A 21,376-nucleotide genomic window follows, 5' to 3' on the forward strand; every position below is an offset into this window, starting at 1 on the left:
CTGCGTTCATGCGGGGAGGGTGACGGCGGCGGCAGCCCCGGCCGGCCCGGCGCTCGCGGCCGCGCGGCGCTGGCGGTCGGCGCCGGTGCCACCGGACCGCAGCCGGTCCAGCAGCCCGCTGACCTCCGCCAGGTCGCCGGTGCTGGCCAGGGCCTCCCGGACGTGGTCGAGCAGCGCCGCCACCAGCGCGGTGGCCGGCATCGACCGGGACAGGCCCACATGCACGCCGGGCCCGGACAGCCCGTAGCGCGCCGCGCTCCACACGGCCGCGGCGGCAACCTGTGACGGTACCGGCGGCGCCTCCCGCCCCCGCTCCAGGTCCGCCAGCGCGGTGCGCACCAGCGCCCGTCCGAGCAGCGCCTGCAGCACCGCCTCGTCCACTGTGGAGGCGACGTCGGCGACCCTGAGCTCCACCGTGGGCAGGCGCGGCGAAGGGCGGGCGAACCAGAACGTCTGCGCCGCGTCGGCCAGCACGCCGCACTCGACCAGCCGGTCCACCTCCGCGCGGAAGGCGGCGTGGCCACGGTGGTACGGCGCCAGCCCGGAACCTGGGAAACGGGACTGTTGCACGATTCGCCAGCTGCCGTACCCGGTGTCCCGCTCGCGGAAGAACGGGGAGTTGACCGACAGCGCCAGCAGCGTGGGCAGCCACGGGCCGAGGTGGTTGACGACGGCGACGGCGGTGTCCCGGTCGGTGACGCCCACGTGCACGTGGCAGCCGCACGCCTCGTAGTCCCGGGTCACCTCGCCGTACCGCTCGTCGATGGCCGCGAAGCGCGGCAGGCTCGACGGCACCGCACCGCCCGAGCCGCGTACCGGCGAGCCGCTGGCCACCACGACGGCGCCGTGGTCGCGGGCCGCGGCGGCCACCGCCCGGCGCGCCGCGCTCAGGTGGGCGCGCAGGTCGGCCGCGTCCGTGCAGATGCCGGTGGCCGCCTCGACCTGGCTGTCGCGCAGCTCCCGTTGGATCGTCACGCCGGCCGGCAGCCCCACGGCCGCGGCGGGGACGACCTTCTCCGCGAGGGGAACCGTCGCGCCCGAAGCCGGGTCGGCGAGCAGGAACTCCTCCTCGACGCCCATCGTGTGGCCATCCATCGGCCGCGTCATACCCCCGCCGCCCGGGCGTGAATCCTTCCCAGGCCGGCTGTCACATCCGGCCGGGCTGCCTCGTCCTTGCCGTGTACGCTCTCCGCCGCAGGCTTGGTCCTCTACCTCGTGGGCGCGCTCGTCGCGCACCTGCGGGTGGGCTCGCGCAAGCTCGTGGGGGTGGGCGATCCTCTTCGTCACCGTCGTGGCCAACCTGGTCGTCAACCTGGCCTACCACTGGTGAGCGGTCAGCGCGCCGACCGGCTCCGCCGCGCGGCGACGTAGCGGCGGATCTTCTCGCTGGTGCCGCAGTCCTCCATGCTGCACCAGCGGCGGCTGCGGTTCTTGCTTTCGTCAACGAAGAGGAAGGAGCACCCTCCGCAGCCCTTGATCCGGTCGAGCGGGCCGGCGGTGAGCAGGCCGACCGCGGCGTGCACCACCGGCCGCAGCGGCCGGTCGAGGGTGTGGTCGTCGCGCCAGGACCAGGTGAACGGGCTCCCGCGCTCGAGCCGGGCGTGACCGAGCGCGTCGGACTCGCCGTCGCGCAGCCGGGCCAGCGCAGCCGGGCGCGGCTCGCCGCCGCCCGCCAGGGACCGGAAGATCTCGTCGAGGTCGTCGCGGATGTCCCGGGCCCGGGTGAAGGCGGTCCGCGCGCCGTCCGGGTCGTCGCGCGAGCGCCGCCGCAGCCGGGCCGCCTCCGGCTCGGTGAGTGCACCCGCGTACACACCCCAGGCGACCAGCTCGGCGTAGCCGGTCAGCACGTCGCCGTCCGGGGGCCGGCGGGCGGGCCGGTGCGGGTGTTGACGAAGTCCACGGCCAGGTTGCCGCCGACCAGGCGCACTGTTTCCATCAAAAGCGACTTTACCAGTAGCCCGATGTCGTACCCGACCGATAGTCTGTTTCCGTCATAGCTTCTTTTGGTGGAAACAGCCTCGGGAGGTACCGGATGACGCACGCTCGGGCGGTGGGAGCGCTGGCCGGACTGGCCGGCGGCACGTTCCTCTACGCCACCGCGGAGGCACTGCCGATCGGCCTGCTGCTGCCGATGGCCGCGGACCTGGGGGTCGCGCCGTCGCGGGTCGGCATGCTGGTGACGGCGTACGGCGCGGTGGTCGTCGTCGCCTCCATCCCGCTGACCGCGCTGGCCCGGCGGGTCCCGCGCCGGCGGCTGCTGTCAGCACTGCTGGCCGGCTTCGTGGCCAGCACCGCGATCACCGTGTTCGCCGACACGTTCGCGCTGGTGGTCGCGGCCCGGATGGCGACGGCGGCGACCCACGCGCTGTTCTGGGCGGTGGTGGTGCCGGCCGCGGCCGAGCTGTTCCGGCCCGGCCTGCGCGGGCGGGTGGTCGCGATCGTGTTCGCCGGCGGCAACGTCGCCCTCGTGCTTGGCGTGCCCGCCGGCACCTGGCTGGGGGAGCACGCAGGCTGGCGGGTGTCCTTCCTGGCGGTGGCCGCGCTCGGCGCGGCCGTGCTCGTCACCGTGGCCGCGCTGCTGCCCTCGACCCCGCCGGACGCCGGGCACGCGGCCCGGGGCGAGACGCCGGACGCCCGCCGCTTCTGGCTGCTGGTCGCCGTGGCGATCCTGACGACCGCCGGCGCCATCGCGGCGTACACCTATGTGGCCCTCTTCGTGACCGAGGTCGGCGGCTTCGCGGCCGCCACGGTCGGCGCCATCCTGCTGGTCCGCGGCCTGGCCAGCGTGGTCGGGATCCTCGCGGTCGGCGCGGTCGTGGACCGCAGCCCGTGGCGCGCCCTCGTCGCGACCGTCGCGCTGCAGGCGGCGGCGCTGGTGGGGCTGTTCGCCTCCGGTCACCGCCCGGTCGTGGCCGTGACGCTGCTGGCGCTGGCCGGGCTGGCGTTCGCCGGGTTCACCGCGGCGCTCGGCGGACTCGCGCTGCAGGTCGCGCCCGGGCGCTCCGACCTCGCCGGCGCCACGCTCTCCGCCGCCGTCAACGTGGGCATCGCCGGTGGGGCGTTGCTCGGCGGCCTCGTGCTGCCCGAGCACGGTGTGCGCGCCAGTGTGCTGGTCGGCGCGCTGCTCGGCGTCGCCGCACTGGGGCTCGCGCTCGCCGAGCGGCGCCTTCCGCCCGCCACCGCCGGCGAGCCGGCACGGTCCACTGTGGACGAGCTGGTTACTGCAGGCCGGCCCGGACGGACGTGATGCGCTGGGTGTTGAAGCCGAGCCAGTGCATCCGGCCGGCGTAGCGGGCGTGCTCGACCTTGAGGCAGCGGTCCACGACCACGGTCAGCCCACCCTCGTCGGCGATCCGCGTGCCGTCGGAGTTGATCACGCCGTACTGGCACCAGAGGGCCTTGGCGCCGATCGCCACGGCGTCCCGCGCGATGCCCGGCAGCGCGTCGGGCGCGCGGAAGACGTTGACGACGTCGACCGGCACAGGCACGTCACGCAGGCTCGGGTAGCAGGTCTCGCCGAGGATCTCGGTCTCGCGCGGGTTGACCGGGACCACCCGGTAGCCGTGCCGCTTGAGGTAGTAGCCGACGAAGTAGCTGGCGCGCAACGGGTTGCTCGACAGGCCGACGACCGCGATCGTGCCCGCCGTGCGCAGCACCCGCTGGATCGCCAGGGTGTCCTGGTAGGGCTGAAGGTCCATCACGCGGTCGCCATCTCTTCCTCCGCCTTCGCGGCGGCGACGTGGGCGAAGCCCTGCTCCAGGTCCCAGATCAGGTCGGCGACCGACTCGGTGCCGACCGACAGCCGCACCGTGCCGGGCGCCACGCCCGCCGCCCGCAGCTCCTCGTCGCTGAGCTGGCGGTGCGTGGTGCTGGCCGGGTGGATGACCAGGCTCTTGGCGTCGCCGACGTTGGCCAGGTGGGACCAGAGCGTCAGCCCGCGGATGAGGTCCTGCCCGCCGGCCCGGCCGCCCGCGCAGTCGAAGGAGAAGACCGCGCCGGCACCGCGCGGCAGGTACTTTTCCACCAGCGGCCGGTACCGGCTGCCCGGCAGGCCCGGATAGGTCACATTGGACGCCAGCGCGTGCCCGTCGAGAAACTCGGCGATCGCCTTGGCGTTTTCCACGTGCCGCTCCATCCGCAGCGACAGCGTCTCCAGCCCTTGCAGGAAAAGGAACGCGTTGAACGGCGACATCGCCGCCCCGAGGTCCCGCAGCGTCTCCGCGCGCAGCTTCATCAAGAAGCCGTAGGTGCCGAACGTCTCGTGGAAGCGCAGCCCGTGGTACGCCGGCGACGGGTCGGCCACGACCGGGAAGCGCCCGTTGGACCAGTCGAACACGCCGGACTCCACGACCACGCCGCCGATGCTCGTGCCGTGCCCGCCGATGAACTTGGTCGCCGAGTGGATCACGATGTCGGCGCCCCACTCGATCGGGCGGCACAGGTACGGGGTGGCGAAGGTGTTGTCGACGATCAGCGGAATGCCGTGCTCGTGCGCGATCGCCGCCACCGTCTCGATGTCCAGCACGTTGCCGGCCGGGTTGCCGATCGTCTCGCCGAAGAACGCCTTGGTGTTGTCGCGCACCGCCGCCCGCCACGCGTCCGGGTCGTCGGGGTCCACCCAGGTCAGCTCGACGTTCATCTTGCGCAGCAGGTGCTTGAGCTGGTTGACGGTGCCGCCGTAGAGCGCCGCGGAGGAGACCACGTGGTCGCCCGGCTGCAGCATGGTGAACAGCGTGGCCGCCTGCGCCGCGATGCCGCTGGCGAACGCGACCGCGCCGCTGCCGCCTTCGAGGTTGGCCACCCGCTCCTCGAACACCGCGACCGTCGGATTCATGATCCGCGAGTACGTGTTGCCGTACTCCTGCAGGTTGAAGTACGCCGCGGCCGACTCCGGGTCCTCGAAGACGTAGCTGGTCGTCTGGAAGATCGGCACCGCGCGGGCGCCGGTGTTCGGGTCGGGCCGCTGCCCGGCGTGCAGCTGCCGGGTCTCGAACCCGAAATCATGTGGTTGCTCGGTCACGAGGACCTCTCCTTGGCCAGGAACTGTCGGATGATGGGCGTCTGACGCGCCTCTTCCAAGAGGAAGCAGTCATGGCCGTACGGCGCTTCGATCACGTGACACTCGACCGGCTTGCCGAGCGATCGCAGCGCCTCCTCGATCTCGCGGGACGCGGCCGGCGGGTACAGCCAGTCGGAGCTGAACGCGATCAGCAGCGTGCGCGCCGAAACGCCGTCCAGCGCGCCGGCGAGTGACCCGCCGCCGTACTGCCGGGCCAGGTCGAAGTAGGTCAGCGCGCGCGAGGTGAACAGGTACGTGTTCGCGTCGAAGCGCCGCACGAAACTGTCGGCTTGATGACGCAGGTAGCTCTCGATCTCGAACTCGGGCTCTGTGATCGTGTACCGGAGATCCTCGGCGAACTGCAGCCGCCGGCCGAACCGCTCGATCAGCGCCGGCGCGGACAGGTAGGTGATATGCCCGACCATGCGTGCCACACCCATGCCGGCGCTCGGCGCGACGCCGGTGCCGTAGTAGTCGCCGCCCTGCCAGGCGGGGTCGCGCATGATGGCGTCCCGGGCGATCGAGTTCCACGCGACGCCCTGCGGGTGCAGGGCGTGGGTGCTGGCGATCACCACGAGGGCGTCGACCTGGTCGGGGTAGAGCACCGCCCACTCCAGGGCCTGCATGCCGCCCAGCGAACCGCCAGCGACCGCGGCGAGCCGCTCGATGCCGAGCACGTCGAGGAACGCCCGCTCGGTGCGCACCATGTCGGCGACCGTGATGACGGGGAAGTTCGACCCGTACGGCTGGTTTGTCGCCGGATCGACCGACGACGGCCCGGTTGTCCCGCTGCACCCGCCGAGCAGGTTCGTGCAGACCACGAAGAAACGGTCGGTGTCGAACGCCTTACCCGGGCCGATCATCCCGTCCCACCAGCCGAGCCCTTTGCCGGCCGAGCCGTCGCGGTCCTCCGCGCCGAACCCGTCGCGCGTGCTGCCCGCCGGCGAGGTGGAAAAGCCGGCCGCATGGGCGTCGCCACTGAGCGCGTGGCAGACGAGAATGACGTTGTCCTTGCCGGGGGAGAGGGTGCCGTACGTCTCGTACGCCACGCGGACGGGATGCAGCTCCCGCCCGCAGTCCAGCGCCACGGGATCCGGCAGATCGACATACCGTGTCTCGACCGTGCCGACCGACCCCGTGGAGAGCGTTTGGGCAGGTGGCATGGGAGCGATCATAGCTAGTACGGGTAGCCGCGACGAGTGTATTGTCGGGCTTCCCGATGGGAAATATCGGAAGAGTACGAGAGGGGCATCCACGACATGACGACGGTCGACAACGGGGTCAACGTCCAGGCGTTGCTCGAGGCACGCCAGGCGCTCAAGGGCGCGCCCGAGGCCGCCCAGTTCACCTGGCGCGCGACCTCCACGTGGCGCAAGGGCGTACACAGCACCACGACGATCCAGAACTTCTTCGGCCTCGGCGCCGAGCAGAGCCACAAGAGCGAGGCCGTCTTCGACGCCGACCACCCCGAGGTGTTCGCGGCGGAGGACAACGGAATCACCCCGATCGAGTACCTTCTGGTCGGCCTGGCCAGCTGCCTCACCGCCGGGGTGGCGTCGGTCGCGCAGAACCGCGGCATCCAGCTGCGCTCGGTCGAGTCCACCGTGGAGGGCAACCACGACATCCGCGGCATCCTCGGCGACGGCGAGGTGCGCAACGGGTTCAACGACATCAAGGTGACGTTCAACATCGACGCCGACGCCTCCAAGGAGGAGATCGAGGCGCTGGTGGCCCAGTCTCAGAAGCGCTCGGCCGTCTTCGACGCGCTGACCAACCCGACGGACGTCACCGTCGAGGTCGCCTGATCGGAGGGTTGAGCCATCGAGCGCGTCACCGCGGTCGTGATCGGGGCCGGGCACGCCGGCCTCGCCGCGAGCCACTTCCTGAGCCACCGCGCGATCGACCACGTCGTGCTGGAGCGCGGCGAGGTGGCCAATTCGTGGCGGCGTGAACGCTGGGACTCACTGCGCCTGCTCACGCCCAACTGGCAGAGCCGGCTGCCCGGCCTGCGATACGACGGCCCCGACCCGGACGGGTACATGACGACCGGCGAAGTGATCGACCTGATCGAGCGCTTCGCCGCCGTCACCCGCGCGCCCGTGCGCACCGGCACCACCGTCACGTCCGTGCGCCCGGACGACGGCGGGTACCGGGTGACGACCAGCGGCGGCGAGCTGCGCTGCCGGACGGTGGTCATCGCCAGCGGCGCGTGCAACCAGCCGGTGGTGCCGGCGTTCGCCGCCGCGGTGCCGGCGTCCGTCACCCAGCTGACCCCGTTCGACTACCGCGAACCGGCGCAGCTGCCCGACGGCGGGGTGCTCGTCGTCGGCGCGTCCGCCACCGGCGTCCAGCTCGCCGCCGAGCTGCGCCGCTCCGGCCGCCCGGTGACCCTCTCGGTCGGCGAGCACGTGCGGCTGCCACGCACGTACCGCGGCCGCGACGTGCTCTGGTGGATGGACGCCTCAGGCGTGTGGGACGAGCGGTACGACCAGCTCGACGACCTGGACCGGGCGCGCCGCCTGCCATCGCCGCAGCTGGTCGGCACGCCCGAACGCGCCACGCTCGACCTCAACGCCCTCGCCGCCGAGGGCGTCGACCTTGTCGGCCGCTTCTCGACCGTCCGCGACGGCCGCGCGCTGTTCTCCGGCGGCCTGCGCAACGTGCTGTCCCTCGCGGACCTCAAGCTAGGCCGCCTGCTGAACACGTTCGACGAATGGGCCCAGCGCACCGGCCACGACGCCGAGGTCGGCCCACCCGAGCGCCTCGCGCCAACCGGAATGCCCGCGACGGCGCCCTGGCAGCTCGACCTGCGTGACGGCCGCATCCGCACGATCGTGTGGGCCACCGGCTACCGGCCCGACTACCGGTGGCTCGACGTGCCGGTCCTCGACGACAAGGGCCGGCTGCGCCACGACGGCGGGGTGGTCGACAGCCCCGGCCTGTACGTGCTGGGGCTGCCCGTCCTGCGGCGGCGGCGCTCCACCTTCATCCACGGCATCGAGCAGGACGCCAGCGAGATCGTCGACCACCTCGCCAAGCACCTGGGCGGTACCGTCGCGGCATGACCGACTCCGCCACCTGGACGAGGGTTGACGACGGCTGCTTCGAGCTGGACCTGCTGACCGCCTCGTACCGGCGGCACGCGTTCACCCGGCACGCGCACGCCACGTTCGCCATCGGCGTGGTGGTCTCCGGCCAGGAGGAGTTCCACTACCGCGGCGAGCTGCGCCGCGCCGGCGTGGGGAGCCTGGCGATCCTGGAGCCCGACGAGCCGCACGACGGCCGGGCCGCCGCCGAGGAGGGCTGGTCGTACCGGGTGCTCTACCCGAGCGAGGACATGCTCCTCGACGGACACCCGATCCGCCCCACCTTCCCCGACCCGATCGTCCACGACCCGCGCACCGTGCACCTGGTCCGCGCCGCGCACGAGGAGCTCACCGCCGGTACCGACCCGCTGGCCGGACACTCCAAGCTGGCGTGGGCGTTCCAAGCCGTCGTCCACCGCCACGGCCTGGCCGGCCGCGCCTCCTCCGGTGCCCCGCCACCGCGGGCCTCGGACCGGGCCGCCGTGCGCAAGGTCACCCAGGTGCGCGAGCGGCTGCTGGCCGACCTGCGCCGCCCGCCCAACCTCCGCGCGCTCGCCGCGGCCGTCGACCTGTCACCGTTCCACATGCTGCGCGTCTTCCGGGAGGCGACCGGCTTCCCGCCACACACCTGGCTGGTGCTCGAGCGGGTCTGCCAGGCCCGCCACCTGCTGGCCGCCGGCCTCAGCCCGGTACAGACCGCCGACGCCGTCGGGTTCGCCGACCAGGCCCACCTCACCCGCTGGTTCAAGCGGGTGACGGGCGTCACTCCGGCCGCATACCGCAACAGCGTTCAAGACCGGATGCGCCGCCCGGCCTGAAGCTCGGTCCATGAGTCGTCGAGGCTGGATCCTCTTCGCCGCCATGTGCGTGATCTGGGGCATCCCGTACCTGCTGATCAAAGTGGCGGTCCGCGAGATCGGCCCGGCCGAGCTGGTCTTCGTGCGCACCGCGCTCGGCGCGGCCCTGCTGCTGCCGATCGCGCTGGCCCGCAAGGAGGTCCGCGCCTCGCTGCGTCCGTGGCTGCCGCTGATCGCCTACACCGTGGTCGAGATCGGCCTGCCCTGGCTGCTGCTGTCCGACGCCGAACGGCACGTCGACAGCTCGTTCACCGGCCTGGTCATCGCCGGCGTGCCGCTGGTCGCGGCGCTGGTCGCCCGCGCCACCAACCGCGACGAACGGCTCACCCCCGGCCGGGCCGGCGGACTGCTGGCCGGCTTCGCCGGCGTCGCCCTCCTGCTCGGCTTCCACATCGACACCGGCGGCGTCGTCCCCATGGCCGAACTCGTCGGCGTCGTCATCTGCTACGCCACCGGACCGCTCATCATCGAACGCTGGCTCAGCGACGTGCCCCGCTACGGCGTCGCCGCGGTCTCGCTGGCGGCCGGCGCGCTCATGTTCGCCCCCTTCGCGGCACCCGACCTGCCGGACCTGGCGCGCACCGTGACCCTCCAGCCGGCGCTGGCCGTGCTCGCCCTCTCGGTCATCTGCACCGCGCTGGCGTTCGTGCTGTTCTTCGCCCTCATCGCCGAGGTCGGCGGCGTACGCGCCACGGTCATCACGTTCGTCAACCCGGCCGTGGCCGTGGTCCTCGGCGCTGCCGTCCTCGGCGAGCAGGTCACACTGCTGACCGGCGTGGCGTTCGCGCTGATCCTGACCGGCTCGGTCCTGGCCACCCGCCGCGAGCCCAGCCGGCCGGTCGCCGCCGGCGGGGGATGAGCGAGGCCGGCGCTGTCCCGCGCGGTCGCACGCGATAAACCGGGTGCCGTCGGTGATCAGCCCCGCGACAATGGCCGGCGTGGAGGAGGTCGAGGTCGTCGTCGCACACAGCGAGCGCGCCACCCTGCGGGTCGGTGACGTGTTCCTGAAGATCGACGCTGATCAGACCCGCACCGACGTCGAGGTCGAGGCGATGGCCATGGCGCCGATCCCGACCCCGACGATCCTGTGGCACAAGCCGCCCGCGCTCGCGCTCGCCGCCCTCCCAGGCACGGCGCTCGGCCACCTCGGCGAGCCGTCGACCGCGTCGCCCGCGGCGTGGGCCGCTGCGGGTGCCGCCGTCCGTACGCTGCACGACGCGCCGCTGCCGCCGTGGCCCGGGCGGAGCCTCGACGAGCTCGCGTCGCGCCTGGCCGGCGAGTGCGAGTGGCTCGTCGCCAACGACGTCCTTCCCGCCGACGTGGTCACCCGCAACCGCCGGCTCGCCGAGACCGCGCTGCGGCCGTGGACACCGGTGTTCATCCACGGCGACCTGCAGGTCGACCACGTCTTCGTCGCCGGTGACGAGGTCACCGGCATCGTCGACTGGTCCGAGGCGTCCCAGGGCGACGCGCTCTTCGACCTCGCCATCCTCACGCTCGGACACAAGGAGCACCTCGGCGACGTCATCGCCGGCTACGGCACCGACGTCGACCGCGACCTCATCCAGGCGTGGTGGTCGCTGCGATGCTTGACCAGCGTCCGCTGGCTGGCCGAGCACGGCTACGGCTCGCCGGACGAGTTCCCCGAGGTCGCCGTGCTCAGATCCCAGCTGTGAGGCTTGCCCGAGCCCGACGGCTACGAGTGCCGTGCAGGCCCCAAATTGGGTGTGGCTGCGGAGACCTGCTCGTTGCCGCTGGGCGAGACGCGGCAGGCCGCATCGGTGACGGCGACCGGTCTTACCCGCCGGCCTAGTGCGCGTAGGAGTGAGTCCTCGACGTGAAGTCCGCGGATCCGCAGCCGGTATCGAGGTAGCTCGTCCGCGACGGAGCAGAGCACCTGCTGGTGGATCGTGGCGTTCGGGACGTACCGCACGCCGCCTTTCTCCTGCAGGACCATGGTGTTGTTCTCGTCACCGGAGATCACGTGGCCGCGCACGTACTCCAGCCGGTCCGCCCCATCGTCCACATTGTTTTCGATGACGGTCACGGTGAGCGGCAGGACCGGCGTGGCTAGGACTGGGCCCGCGCTCAGGAGAAGCAGCACGGCGAGCCCTGACGGACAGACTACGGATATCAACCGCGCCAGCCACGGGTGGACCGGACCGGTGATCGCCGGTACCAGCAACGCCGGCGCCACGAGCAGGGCCACACCGAGGGATTGCCGGGTAGCCCAGGCATGCCAGACCGTAGGCGCCACGACCCAGGCGTAGACCGCGAGGGCAAGCGAGACGACCGCCACGCGCATCCAGGCCGGCTCGGTCCCGATCCTGCCGTACCACGCCGTCCGCTGAAGTACCGCCACAGCCGCCAGGACGAGCATCGGTAGGTACAGGATCTTCCAGGTCGCGAACGCGAGGACGAAGGTCCCCGCTAGGAACCAACCGGGCAGCGCGCGGGTGAAACGGGCAAGCAAGGGCCGGGCGCTCTCCGCCGGCGCGCCGGACCGCCGGCTCACCTCCAGCACGGATCCGATAGTTGCCGCGGCGACGATGGCGGCGGTGACCAGCGGCGTGCCCGTGATGAACATGGCGGCCGCGAGTGTGGTCGCGCTCACATTGCTGACCAGGAGGAGCATGGTCTGCAACTGGCCGCCGGATTCCACCCAAAGCCGCAGGATTGAGAAGGCGGCCGGTAGCGCGACGAACAGCGTCCAGAAGCCTTCGGACGCCCGGCTGGTGGACGCGCCTTCCGGCGGCGGTGCCGTCACGGTGTCGGTGCCATATCGTCAAAATCGACGAGGTCCGGCGCGTCCAACGGGGGTTGCCTCGCCGGAGGATAGCCATACCAGGGTCCAAGATTGCTGTTGTAGGCGATCTGCCAGGCGGTCGTGTCACCAGCCTCCTGGGCGAGGTAACTCTTCTTGAGAAAGAAGCTGACCAGATCGCGGAGCGCTGGGTTGCTCTTCGCGACCCCCACGCCGAGTTGTTCCGTGGCCGCGTCCGACAGCGCGAGGTTCAGGTCGAGAATCGTGAATTGACCGGGGTAGAGGGACGTGAAACCGGCGAGGATGGTCCGGTCGGTGCTGACGGCGTCGAACCGCCCTTCCCGCATGCCGTCGACACATGCCCTGACCGTGTCCAGTGGAGTTGCATGGATGTTGCGTTGGAGCAGAAGCCGCTCTGAGGTCGAGCCAGCGGAAGTGCAAACCTTGTATGCGTCGCTTTGCATATCCTCGATCGTCGAAAGCTTTCCCCGCAACGGATTTCTGATCATGACCCGTTGGTCTGTGATGAAGTAGGGCCCGGAAAACAATACCTGCTCCTGCCGCTCCTTCGTGATCGAGAAGCTCGCGAAGATGAGGTCCGCCCGTCCGTTCTGGAGATACTGGATGCGGTCGCGGGTGTTGTTGATTGCGACCCATTCGATGTTGTCGTTGCCGACGAAACCGAGCGAGCCGGCCACATACCGTGCGAGGTCCGGATCGAAACCTCGGTTGACGCCGCCGTCGACGTAGCCCATGAGCGGCTGGTTGACGTACACGCCGATGCGGAGCCGCGGGTGTTTCGCGCGGTCGGCGAGGCCTGCCTCGACAAGCTTGTCGTGGACGGAAGTCCGACGCTGTGGTTGGACACGTTCGCACGAGGGCAGCGCGGCCAGGACAAGCGCCAGCACGACGGCTACCGAGGTGAACAGGGATCGGTGACGTGACAGTCCGCTTACCGTCATTCAGGCCTCGTTGTCTAAACCAACCGGGATCTCGGGACGGGTGTGTAATGCAGCGCCTGCGCGGCCACCTCTTTCGCCTCACCGGTGAGGCCGGCGACTCGGGCCGGATTCTCCACGAACGGAAGGAACGCCTCGGTGAGCCGGCCAGCGTCGTCGAGCCACCCGTTTTTACGCATGACCGGTGCCGCGTGGTGATCGTCGGCCGGCAACTGATCCCACAGGGCGCGTTTGAAGTTGGCACGGACGAACCAACGCGCTTGCGCCCCAAACGTCGGCGTGTACCCGGTGCGGGTGTGGCACACGCGCCGGTTGTTCAGCAGTAACGCGTTGCCAGGCCCGAGCAGGCATCCGGTCGCCCGGGCCTCGACCAATTCTTCCAACTCGGCGAGCCATTCCACCGCCGCTGGATCGGCGCAGTCGGTGCCATTGAAGTTGACGTTGAGCTCGGTCGCCGCGGCGTCGACCGGATCCATCATGCGCCACTCCGGCGTACCCAGCGGAATGCCCTGTTCCGCCATCTGCGTGTAGAGCTGCGGTGGCTTGAGCCGGAAGCTTTCCAGTGGCATACGACGCGCCGTCTCGGTCTGCACAAGGTCCACGACCGAGCACGACAGCGTCCATGCCTGAGGGGCGGCGCGCACCCCGATGAGCGCCAGATAATCCGGGCGCATCCGATGCCAGGTGCTGTCACAGTGGAACGGGAAGTTGTTGGCGAAGCCACCTGCCCCGCGCTGCAGACGCATCGACTCGATGGGGACCACGTTGTCGAACAACGGGGCGCTGCCTCTGCCCTCCTGCCGGAAGTTGAAGATCTCCGCGTCCACAAGCACGCTGAGCGCGACGCAGACGAACTCGCTGACGAAGGTCGACTTGTGACCGGGGTCCAGCGAACCTCCAGCCGCGGGCGACGGGGGCTCGCCCGGATCGACCGGCAGGTGCTCCAGCAGCAATGCGCCCGGGCCGCTATCCAGGACCGCGGTGGCCGCCGATCTTGTGGCCGAAGACAGTATTTTTCGGCTCGCCTCGCGCGCTGCGGCGATAAAGTCCTCGCGCTGTTCCGGAATATACGGGCAAGCCGGAATCGTCATAGCAGACTCGAGCAACGACGTATGCTCGACCGCCGAGATGGGGACAATACTGGCTGCCGGGATCGGGGTGATCACGTCGCGGTCGAAGCGGGCTGGATTGGCGGTGCGATAGTCGATCCACTCAGCCATGCGGCCCTCCAGTGATCCGCATCAGCACTGGCATGCATCATATCGGCGGGCGGGCAAGCGAGTCGGTCTCGCGAAGACGCCCGTCAGATATGCGACAAAACCTTGCGATCATTTCATCGGCCCGCCGCTTGCCGATTGTGTTTGATGTTGGAACAGGCGCGAGCTTCAACAATGGCTTGCGTCTCCTTTCTTAATATGTTCTGCCGGCCTTGCTGGGAGCATGCGGGTAGGAGTCGAGACCGACCTCGGCGGATGAGGGCTTTGGTGGCCGCCGGCTATCGGGTGCAATCAGTCCGATGTCGGTGGCCCGGTATCGGAGCGGAACCGGCACGTGCCGCGGCTGCGCAGCGCACTGCGCAGCCGTCCAGCAAGCCCTTCGCTCGGGCCGGCTGCGGCAACCACGGCCGGTCCAGGCCCACTTGCGCGGCGATCGTGACCAGCTAGAACTACACCAGTCGATGCCTTGGCGACACCGTCCATCCGTGGGCGTTCTCACGGCTGAAATCAGGTGCTTGGTTTGCCGCTGATCGCCTGTGCGGTACATAGGCTGGCGGTCGTGTCACTTGTCGCGAGTGTGGACATCGCCGCGGCGGCGGCGCGCCTGGCCGGGCGGGTCGTCCGCACTCCCTTGTTGTTCTCCGAGCGGCTGTCCGAGGCCCTCGGGCTGGTCGTCCTGCTGAAGGCGGAGAACCTGCAGTACACCGGCAGTTTCAAGGCCAGGGGCGCGCAGAACGCGTTGCTGGCCCGTTCCGAGCGGGGACAGCTTCCGGCCGGTGTCGCGACGTTCTCGGCCGGCAACCACGCGGCCGCTGCGGCGTTCGCCGGCCGTCGCCTGGGGTTGCCGGTGGTGGTGTGCATGCCGCCCGGCGCGGTCGAGGTGAAGGTAGCGGCGGTGGAACGCTACGGCGGCGAGGTTGTCCTCACCGACGATCTGGTCGGCACCTGCCAGGCGCTGGCCGCCGAGCGCGGATACACGCTGCTGCACCCCTTCGACGACCTGGACGTCATCGCCGGCGCGGGGACCGTCGGCGCGGAACTGGCCGCCGACGCGGGCACCGTCGACCTGGTGTTGGTACCGGTCGGAGGTGGAGGCTTGATCAGCGGCGTGGCCGCCGCCGTCAAGCAGGCCTCGCCGGCGACCCGGGTGATCGGTATCGAGCCCGCCACCGCGAACGCGGTCACCCACGGCCGGCGCCACGGCGCACTGGTCCCGCTGCCCACCCCACCGCGGTCGCTGGCGGACGGGCTCACCGCGCCGTACGTCGGGCGGCACAATCTCGACCACATCGACAAGTACGTCGACGCCGTGATCGAGGTGCCCGAACACGCCATCGAGCGCGCCTGGTGGGAACTGCTCGACGCCAGCAAGCTCCTGGTCGAGCCTTCCGCCGCGGTCGGGTTGGCCGCGCTGCGCGAGCACGCGATCGAGGTCGACCCCGGCGCGCGGGTGGCACTCGTCATGTCCGGCGGCAACGTCGCGCCTACCACCCTGGGCCGCCTCGGCCCGTGAAATCGTATGTGGGTCAGGCCGCGGTGAGCGCGAGCGTGAGGCAGAAGCCGAGCAGCGCGGCGCCTTGCAGGGCCGCGCGGAGGTTGATGATCGAATCCCACCGCTGCTGAAGCTGGCGTGCTCCGGGAGGCACCCGGCCGGCGTCGGCCGCCTCGATGAAGACCTTGTTGATAGGTAGCGAGATCCGGTTGAACAGGATCAGCCAGATCAGCAGCAGGAGCAGGGCGATACCCGCGGTGACGCCGGCGATCGGGCGGCCGGCGAGGAATGCGGTGAGCGTGGTCGCGGCGCCGGCCACCACGCTCACGATTCCCGGTATGGGCATGCGGGCGTTGCCGTAGCGGTGCGACAGGCCGACCACCCGGGTCAGGGTGGCGTCGTCGACCGCGGCATACGTCGGGCGCATGACCAGCGCGCCGAGCGTGTCGGTGCCGAAGATGACGGCCGTGGCCAGCGCGGCGGTGGTGGCGAGGATGTCGAGGAGTACGGTCACGATCTCTCCAAAATCTAGCGTTGCTAGAAATCTAGCACTGCTAGGATGTGCTTGTGAAGGCCCCGACGAAAGCGCAACTGGCCCGTGCCGGCCGGCGGGATCGGATCGTCGACGCCGCGCGGGAGATCGCCGAGGTGCACGGGTGGCCGGCGGTGACCGTGCGACGGCTCGCTGACACGATCGGCTTCAGCCAGCCGGTTCTCTACGGGCACTTCCCCGACGGCCGGGACGGCATCATCCGCGCGGTGGCACTGGCCGGCTTCGCCCAGCTCGCCGAGCTGCTGACCGCGGCCGGCGACCTGCGCGGGATCTGCGCGGCGTACCTCGAGTTCGCCCGCTCACGGCCGGCGACGTACGAGGCGATGTTCTCGATGCCGACCGACCTGGAGTTCGCCCGCCCGACCACGCCCGAGCCACTGCGCGCCGGATTCGGCCCGCTGCTGTCCACCGTGGGCGACGAGACCCGGGCGGAGGTCCTGTGGAGCGCACTGCACGGCCTGGCTGACCTGTCCCGGCACAGCCGGCTGCGGCCCGACCACGAGACGGCCCGGGTCGAAACGCTGATCGACCTGTTCCAACCCGATGGCCGCCTCAGTTCGCCGCGATCCGATTGAGGAGAAACCGCGCCGTGGTGTCGACGACGCCGTCGAAGTGGCCGCCGCGGCCGGGGTAGTGGAACGCGTGCGCGGCATGCGCGTACTCGATCAGGGTGCACTCGTTGCCGGCCCGCACCATCGCGTCCCGAAACCGCCGCACGTGGTCGATCGGCTCCACCTCGTCGCCGGTGCCGTGGTGAATCAGCGTCGGAGGGTTTCCCGGCCGCACGAACTCGATCAGCGAGTACTCGACCGCCCTTCCTGCGGCGATGCCGGCCCGCTGTTCGATGGAGCGTCGCAGCTGCGGCGAAAAGGCAAGCAGATCCAGGCCCGCCGGGTTGAAGGCCACGACGGCGGCGGCGGGCACGGGCTGGTCAGGGGTGCTCATCGCGGCGAGCAGAGCCAGATGCGCACCGGCCGAGCTGCCGCCCGAGGCAAGACATGACGTCTGGAGCTCGCGTTGCGCGGCCAGCCTCGTGAACCGCTCGACCGCCCGCCGGACGTCGGCGACGCAGTCCTCGATGCTCGCCGCACCCTGACCGAGCAGCCGATATCCGGCAGACGCAGCCAAGATCCCGCGTGCGGCCAATCGACGGCAGTGCGGGGCCAGATCGTCAGCCGACCCCGTGCGCAGCGCGCCACCGTGGAACAAGACGATGCCGGCGGCGGGCCGCGTGCCCTCGGCGGGCTCGAAGACCAGCAGGGGCAGCGCACTGCCGTCGGCGGCCTCGTAGGTCATGAACACCTATTCTTCCGGGAACCGCTCGAACGAGCTCGCTGGCCTCAGCGGATGGCGGCCAGGCCGACGGTGTCCGAGTCGAAGCCGACCGGGGGATGCCAGCGGCCGGGGCGTCGTGGGCCGGGGTGTGGCGCGTGGTGACCGCGGCCCGGCCGGTCGCGCGGTCCCAGACCACGTCCGCGTCGCCCCCTCCCCGACGAGGTGGCCGACCGCGAGGCGACCGTCCTGAGTGGACGACAGGGAGCCCAGTCCGAGCTATCGGTGGGCCAGGGTCCGTCGTGGGCGAGTGTCCAACCCTGGGCGCCGGGCAGGAGCGCCGCGCGGCCGCCAGCCAGGGGTACCTGCCAGACGTCGGTCAGCGGCTTCGTCGGATCTTCGGTACCACGTGCGCCCTGCTCCCAGACGACCGCGTCGCCGGCCACGCTGAACCGGGGCGCCGCGCCGTCGGCCAACCGGGCCAGCCGCCGCGCCTGGGAGCCGTCGAGCCGGACCGCCCGCAGCTCACGGACGCCGCCGCCACCGGACGCGGGAAAGCCCTCCAGCATCCACACGACCTGGTCGCCGGTCACCTTAGCCATCAGCACGCGCGCCTCGACCATGCCGTCATCGGCCTGCGGGGCCGGTGCGGGCGGCGGCTCGGGCATCGCATCGCCGGCCGGCACCTCGCGCCAGCGTCCGCCGCACGTACGCGTCGACGTTCTCCATCGTGGACACGCGGCGCCCGTGGCGGTGGAGCCGTATCAGCGCCGCCGACGCGACGCCGTCCTGGGCAGCACGTCCATCCGGCCGGTCACCTACTCCCGGAAGTCGTTCGGCCCGGATGCGTCGAGTCCCTCCTGGGCGATTGCGGGTTTCACGCTGTGGCGATCCGCCACAATGTGGAGCAGGCCGAACGCTGGCGGGGAGGAGCGGGCGCGTTGAGACCGAGGTCGGTTGCATGGTGGCGGTGGCCCGCGTCGACAACGGCGGGTTCGCTGGTGCTGGCGGTCCTCGTCGCCGGGGTGATGCTCTGGTACGCCGACCGGCACGGCACGAATGACGCGTTTGTCGAGGACTTCCGCGGGTGGATCGGCGTCGCGGTCCTGTCGCTCGGCGTCTGGACCGCCGTGTTCGTCCGGGGTCTGGCCACGGTGCGTGCGCACCGGCAGGCGTGGCCTCAGAGCCGGTTCTGGTGGACGTGGCACATCGGTGCGTACGTGCTGTTCGTCGGCGCCGTCGTGGCGCTGCTCGCGCTGAATGACGCCACGGCGACAATCGTCGTGCCGATCGACGGTTGGCGCATGTTCACCCGCACGTTGACGCTGGTAGCCGGGGTGGCCGCAGGCCCCTGGGTGTTGACGGTGTGGCTGGCCCACGAGCGGCTGCGGACACTGCGAGCCGAGGCCGAACAGATCCGTTCGCCCGAACCGGCCGAGGTGTTCGCGGCGGAGACGCTGGACGGCTCAGCGATCAGTGCCACTGTGGAGCACAGCCTTGCGGTGTGGAGGGTCATCGAAGCGTCGGCGCTGGCGCTGGCGGTCCTGGTATCCACCGCGGTTTTCCTCGGCGGCGCACTACGCCTTGCCCTGATCAACTCCGGCGTCATGGACGCGGCTGAGTTTCCCGCCTCGGCGGTCCTTGGCTACGGGGCCTTCTTCGCCGTCGTGCTTGCCGTCGCGGTCGTCCCGCTCGTCCTGACCTGGCGGTCCACTGCGGTGCGCCTCGTCGAGACCGCGCTCGGCGTGCCGAAGTGGGGAATACCGGACCAGACGTGGCTGGACGCCCAGGACCGGCTACAGGCCCGACTGCGTCTTGACACCAACCTGTTCCGCCGCCCGATAAGCGCGTTGAGCATCGCCTCGCCGCTACTCACCGCACTCTTGGCCACCCTGGTACCCACCACCTGATCGGCCAACGGTCGTGCCCGGCACGCTGACGGCGACGGTGGCCAGTTCGGTGCGGGCGTTCTCCGCCAGGTCGAGGCCGAGCTCCTCGTAGATCATCAGGGCCTCGGTGAAGAGCCGGCGGGCTTCGGCCAGCTCGTCGGTGGCCCGCGCGACCCGGCCGAGGCCGAGGAGGTTGTGCGCCTGGCCACGGCGGTAGCCGATCGTGCACGCCAGCCCGTACGCCTGGTTGAAGCGGGTGCGCGCCTCAGCCATGTCACCGGCGCAGAACGCGACCCCGCCCAGACCACGCTCGTCCTCCGCCTGCCCGAACTCATAACCGGTGCGGATGTCGAGATCGAGCGCGTGGGCGAACAGGTCGCGGGCCTGGTCGAGGTCGCCGAGGCGCGTTCGGATGGCCGCGAGGCCCCACGTCGCGTACGCCTCGCCGCGCACGTCCCGCAACCGGACGAACGTTTCCACCGCCTCCTGGTACCGAAGCAGCGCCGAAGCGTTGTCTCCGGTGATGCGGGCCATGTGAGCGATGCCGAGCAGCGCGGTGGCGGCGCCGCACTGATCGCCGGCGGCGAGGTACCGCTCGCGGGCCTCCGTGTAGCGTTTCACCGCGTGTTCGATCTCACCGAACGTGAGGCGGACGAGGTCGCCGAGGCCGAACAGGGCCTTGGCTTGGGTGGCCGCGTCCACGCAAACCAGACGGAAGTGGTTGTACAGCCCGCGCGCGTGATCGTAGAAGCCGAGCACCGATAGCCTGTCAGCGGCGGACAGCCCGGTCAGCGCCACCTCCTTGGCGCGGGAGCCGAGGCAGAACGCGACGAGGTTGTCCCGCTCCACGGTGAGCCACTCCGGTGCGCTCTCCTCGGCCACCCGCTCGTACCAGGCGTGCAGCCGCGCGTGGGCGGCGTCCCGTTCCGCCGGGTCGATGTGATCCCGGGACTGCGCCCACACGAAGGCCCGCACAAGATCGTGGCACTGGTACCCGTCTTTGGTGGGGGTGAGGAGGTGGTGGTCGGCCAGCGTCCGCAGCAGCGTTCGGGCCTCCGCTTCGCCGACCTCCGCGAGGTGTGCCAGGGCCGGCGCGCGGTAGAGCGGTCCGGGGTGCAGGCCCAGCAGGCGCAGGGCGCGTGCCGGCTCGGCTCCCATCCGCGCTGTCGTGAGGTGCAGGGCGCCGAGCACACCGGCGCCTTCGGGGCTGAGCTCGGCGAGCCGGCCGGTCTGGTCGCTCAGGTCGGCCAGCACGGCCCGCAAAGGGCGGGTCGGTTCGTCCCGGTGGCGGGCCGCCACGATCCGGATGGCCAGCGGAAGGTGGTCGCAGAGCCGGGCGACCTGGCGCACCTCGGCCGGGTCGTAGGCTCGCTCGGCACCGGCGACCCGCACGAACAGCTCCTCGGCGTCGTCCGGGCTGAGCACGTCCAGCACCAACTCGTCAACCTCGGGGAGCGCGGTCAGCCGGCGCCGGCTCGTCACGATGACGAGGCAGCCGGGCGCGCCGGGGAGCAGGGGGCCGATCTGGGCGCTGTTTTCGGCGTTGTCGAGCACCACGATCGCTTTGCGCTCCGCCATGATCGAGCACCAGCGGGCCCGCCGGGCCGCCGGGGCAAGCGGGATCGCGTCGCCGCGCTCGCCGGCGTCGCGCAGCAGCTGCTCGAGGGCGGCTTCTGGTAGCAGCGGCGCCATCCCCGGCGAGAACCCGTGCAAGTCGATGAAGAAGGCGCCGTCGGCGTACCGCCCGACGGCCTCCCGAGCGGCGTGGACGGCGAGGGTGGTCTTGCCGACGCCGCCCATGCCGGTCACCGCGCAGGTCGCGGGAGACGGTCCGCCCGGGTCGTGCCGGGCGAGGCGGCCGCGCAGGTCGGCGAGGACCGCGTGGCGGCCGGTGAAGTCGGACACCGCCCCGGGCAGCCCGCGCCGCACCTGCCCGGCCCCCGCCTGCTGCCAGGCTCCGAACCGTCTGTCGATCGCCTCCAGCCGCCGGGTCGCGCCGTCCCGCCAGAGCCAGTCGGCCATCCCCACAGTGGACCGCCCGCACGCGCGTCCGCCTCCACACCCCGCACGATCCGACTCACGATCTCGTCAGAAAACGTCGCCGGGTCCAAGCCCGCTGGCACGAACGGCCGCACCCACTCCGCGACCGCCGCGCGCACCTGCTCGTACGTCTCCACCGGGAGCCGCCGCGCCGGGCCGTTGCCCTCCAGCAACGCGGCACGTAGTCG

The 21,376-nt window shown here is 71.2% G+C and carries 21 protein-coding genes; 9 read left to right on the forward strand and 12 right to left on the reverse strand.

All coding sequences use genetic code 11. The annotated features are described in order from the left end of the window. Window positions 1-6 precede the first annotated feature (6 nt). A complete protein-coding gene (locus tag Phou_RS38680) occupies window positions 7-1,095 on the reverse strand; it encodes a carboxylate-amine ligase (RefSeq protein WP_173066880.1) in 1,089 nt (362 codons plus the stop codon). Window positions 1,096-1,334: 239 nt separating this feature from the next. After that, window positions 1,335-1,847, reverse strand: coding sequence for a CGNR zinc finger domain-containing protein (locus Phou_RS38685; protein ID WP_173066883.1), 513 nt, complete (start codon window positions 1,845-1,847; stop codon window positions 1,335-1,337). 185 nt (window positions 1,848-2,032) lie between these two features. Here Phou_RS38685 and Phou_RS38690 point away from each other — a divergent pair, with 185 nt between their 5' ends. Further along, entirely contained in the window at window positions 2,033-3,247 is a 1,215-nt protein-coding gene (locus Phou_RS38690; protein ID WP_173066886.1) for an MFS transporter, read from the forward strand. Here Phou_RS38690 and Phou_RS38695 read toward each other — a convergent pair. From Phou_RS38695 to metX, 3 genes are read right to left on the reverse strand one after another with little or no spacing between them, the layout of a single operon-like run. Then, window positions 3,219-3,698: a CoA-binding protein gene (locus tag Phou_RS38695; protein WP_173066889.1), complete on the reverse strand. Its 480-nt coding sequence runs from the start codon at window positions 3,696-3,698 to the stop codon at window positions 3,219-3,221. The genes Phou_RS38690 and Phou_RS38695 overlap by 29 nt on opposite strands. Then, complete coding sequence (locus Phou_RS38700; RefSeq protein WP_173066891.1) at window positions 3,698-5,020, reverse strand: O-acetylhomoserine aminocarboxypropyltransferase/cysteine synthase family protein; 1,323 nt, start codon at window positions 5,018-5,020, stop codon at window positions 3,698-3,700. The genes Phou_RS38695 and Phou_RS38700 overlap by 1 nt, the downstream gene beginning before the upstream one ends. Then, a complete protein-coding gene (metX, locus tag Phou_RS38705; RefSeq protein WP_173066894.1) occupies window positions 5,017-6,222 on the reverse strand; it encodes a homoserine O-acetyltransferase MetX in 1,206 nt (401 codons plus the stop codon). The genes Phou_RS38700 and metX overlap by 4 nt, the downstream gene beginning before the upstream one ends. A gap of 96 nt (window positions 6,223-6,318) precedes the next feature. Here metX and Phou_RS38710 point away from each other — a divergent pair, with 96 nt between their 5' ends. Genes Phou_RS38710 through Phou_RS38730 form a run of 5 tightly spaced genes read left to right on the forward strand, consistent with a single transcriptional unit; the run spans window position 6,319 to window position 10,678 of the window. Then, the gene (locus tag Phou_RS38710) at window positions 6,319-6,864 is read left to right on the forward strand and encodes an OsmC family protein (protein ID WP_173066897.1); all 546 of its coding nucleotides are present in this window, start codon (window positions 6,319-6,321) and stop codon (window positions 6,862-6,864) included. Window positions 6,865-6,900: 36 nt separating this feature from the next. After that, window positions 6,901-8,124, forward strand: a complete 1,224-nt coding sequence (locus tag Phou_RS38715) for an NAD(P)-binding domain-containing protein (RefSeq protein WP_246274207.1) — start codon at window positions 6,901-6,903, stop codon at window positions 8,122-8,124. Beyond that, on the forward strand, window positions 8,121-8,963 hold the full coding sequence (locus Phou_RS38720; protein ID WP_173066900.1) for an AraC family transcriptional regulator: 843 nt from the start codon (window positions 8,121-8,123) through the stop codon (window positions 8,961-8,963). The genes Phou_RS38715 and Phou_RS38720 overlap by 4 nt, the downstream gene beginning before the upstream one ends. Window positions 8,964-8,973: 10 nt before the next feature. Further along, window positions 8,974-9,861, forward strand: coding sequence for a DMT family transporter (locus tag Phou_RS38725; protein ID WP_173066903.1), 888 nt, complete (start codon window positions 8,974-8,976; stop codon window positions 9,859-9,861). Window positions 9,862-9,913: 52 nt separating this feature from the next. Further along, window positions 9,914-10,678, forward strand: coding sequence for a phosphotransferase (locus Phou_RS38730; protein ID WP_246274209.1), 765 nt, complete (start codon window positions 9,914-9,916; stop codon window positions 10,676-10,678). Between the two features lie 20 nt (window positions 10,679-10,698). On the opposite strand, the gene Phou_RS38735 is transcribed toward Phou_RS38730, so the two are convergent. Genes Phou_RS38735 through Phou_RS38745 form a run of 3 tightly spaced genes read right to left on the reverse strand, consistent with a single transcriptional unit; the run spans window position 10,699 to window position 13,945 of the window. Continuing rightward, the gene (locus tag Phou_RS38735) at window positions 10,699-11,769 is read right to left on the reverse strand and encodes a hypothetical protein (protein WP_173066907.1); all 1,071 of its coding nucleotides are present in this window, start codon (window positions 11,767-11,769) and stop codon (window positions 10,699-10,701) included. After that, window positions 11,766-12,728: a transporter substrate-binding domain-containing protein gene (locus Phou_RS38740; protein ID WP_173066910.1), complete on the reverse strand. Its 963-nt coding sequence runs from the start codon at window positions 12,726-12,728 to the stop codon at window positions 11,766-11,768. Before Phou_RS38740 ends, Phou_RS38735 begins: the two co-directional genes overlap by 4 nt. Before the next feature lie 14 nt (window positions 12,729-12,742). Beyond that, a complete protein-coding gene (locus tag Phou_RS38745; RefSeq protein WP_173066913.1) occupies window positions 12,743-13,945 on the reverse strand; it encodes a Fe(II)-2OG oxygenase family protein in 1,203 nt (400 codons plus the stop codon). A 556-nt stretch (window positions 13,946-14,501) separates the two neighbouring features. Between Phou_RS38745 and Phou_RS38750 the strand changes: the two genes are divergently transcribed. After that, complete coding sequence (locus Phou_RS38750; protein WP_173066916.1) at window positions 14,502-15,455, forward strand: threonine ammonia-lyase; 954 nt, start codon at window positions 14,502-14,504, stop codon at window positions 15,453-15,455. Window positions 15,456-15,468: 13 nt separating this feature from the next. On the opposite strand, the gene Phou_RS38755 is transcribed toward Phou_RS38750, so the two are convergent. Next, complete coding sequence (locus tag Phou_RS38755; protein WP_173066919.1) at window positions 15,469-15,948, reverse strand: DUF1772 domain-containing protein; 480 nt, start codon at window positions 15,946-15,948, stop codon at window positions 15,469-15,471. A gap of 53 nt (window positions 15,949-16,001) precedes the next feature. Here Phou_RS38755 and Phou_RS38760 point away from each other — a divergent pair, with 53 nt between their 5' ends. Further along, complete coding sequence (locus tag Phou_RS38760; protein ID WP_173066922.1) at window positions 16,002-16,562, forward strand: TetR/AcrR family transcriptional regulator; 561 nt, start codon at window positions 16,002-16,004, stop codon at window positions 16,560-16,562. Here Phou_RS38760 and Phou_RS38765 read toward each other — a convergent pair. Both Phou_RS38765 and Phou_RS38770 read right to left on the reverse strand, forming a co-directional pair. Next, window positions 16,540-17,283 carry an alpha/beta hydrolase gene (locus tag Phou_RS38765; protein ID WP_173066925.1) on the reverse strand — a complete coding sequence of 248 codons (744 nt, stop codon included), beginning with the start codon at window positions 17,281-17,283 and terminating at the stop codon, window positions 16,540-16,542. The genes Phou_RS38760 and Phou_RS38765 overlap by 23 nt on opposite strands. Window positions 17,284-17,327: 44 nt before the next feature. After that, window positions 17,328-17,945, reverse strand: a complete 618-nt coding sequence (locus Phou_RS38770; protein ID WP_173066929.1) for a TolB-like translocation protein — start codon at window positions 17,943-17,945, stop codon at window positions 17,328-17,330. Between the two features lie 315 nt (window positions 17,946-18,260). Between Phou_RS38770 and Phou_RS38775 the strand changes: the two genes are divergently transcribed. Then, window positions 18,261-19,169, forward strand: coding sequence for a hypothetical protein (locus Phou_RS38775; RefSeq protein ID WP_173066932.1), 909 nt, complete (start codon window positions 18,261-18,263; stop codon window positions 19,167-19,169). Here the strand turns inward: Phou_RS38775 and Phou_RS38780 are convergent. Beyond that, window positions 19,128-21,170 carry an ATP-binding protein gene (locus tag Phou_RS38780; protein ID WP_173066935.1) on the reverse strand — a complete coding sequence of 681 codons (2,043 nt, stop codon included), beginning with the start codon at window positions 21,168-21,170 and terminating at the stop codon, window positions 19,128-19,130. The two genes, Phou_RS38775 and Phou_RS38780, sit on opposite strands and share 42 nt — an antisense overlap. Window positions 21,171-21,376 lie beyond the last annotated feature (206 nt).

Source organism: Phytohabitans houttuyneae (assembly GCF_011764425.1).
In the GTDB taxonomy this organism is placed as follows: Bacteria; Actinomycetota; Actinomycetes; order Mycobacteriales; family Micromonosporaceae; genus Phytohabitans; species Phytohabitans houttuyneae.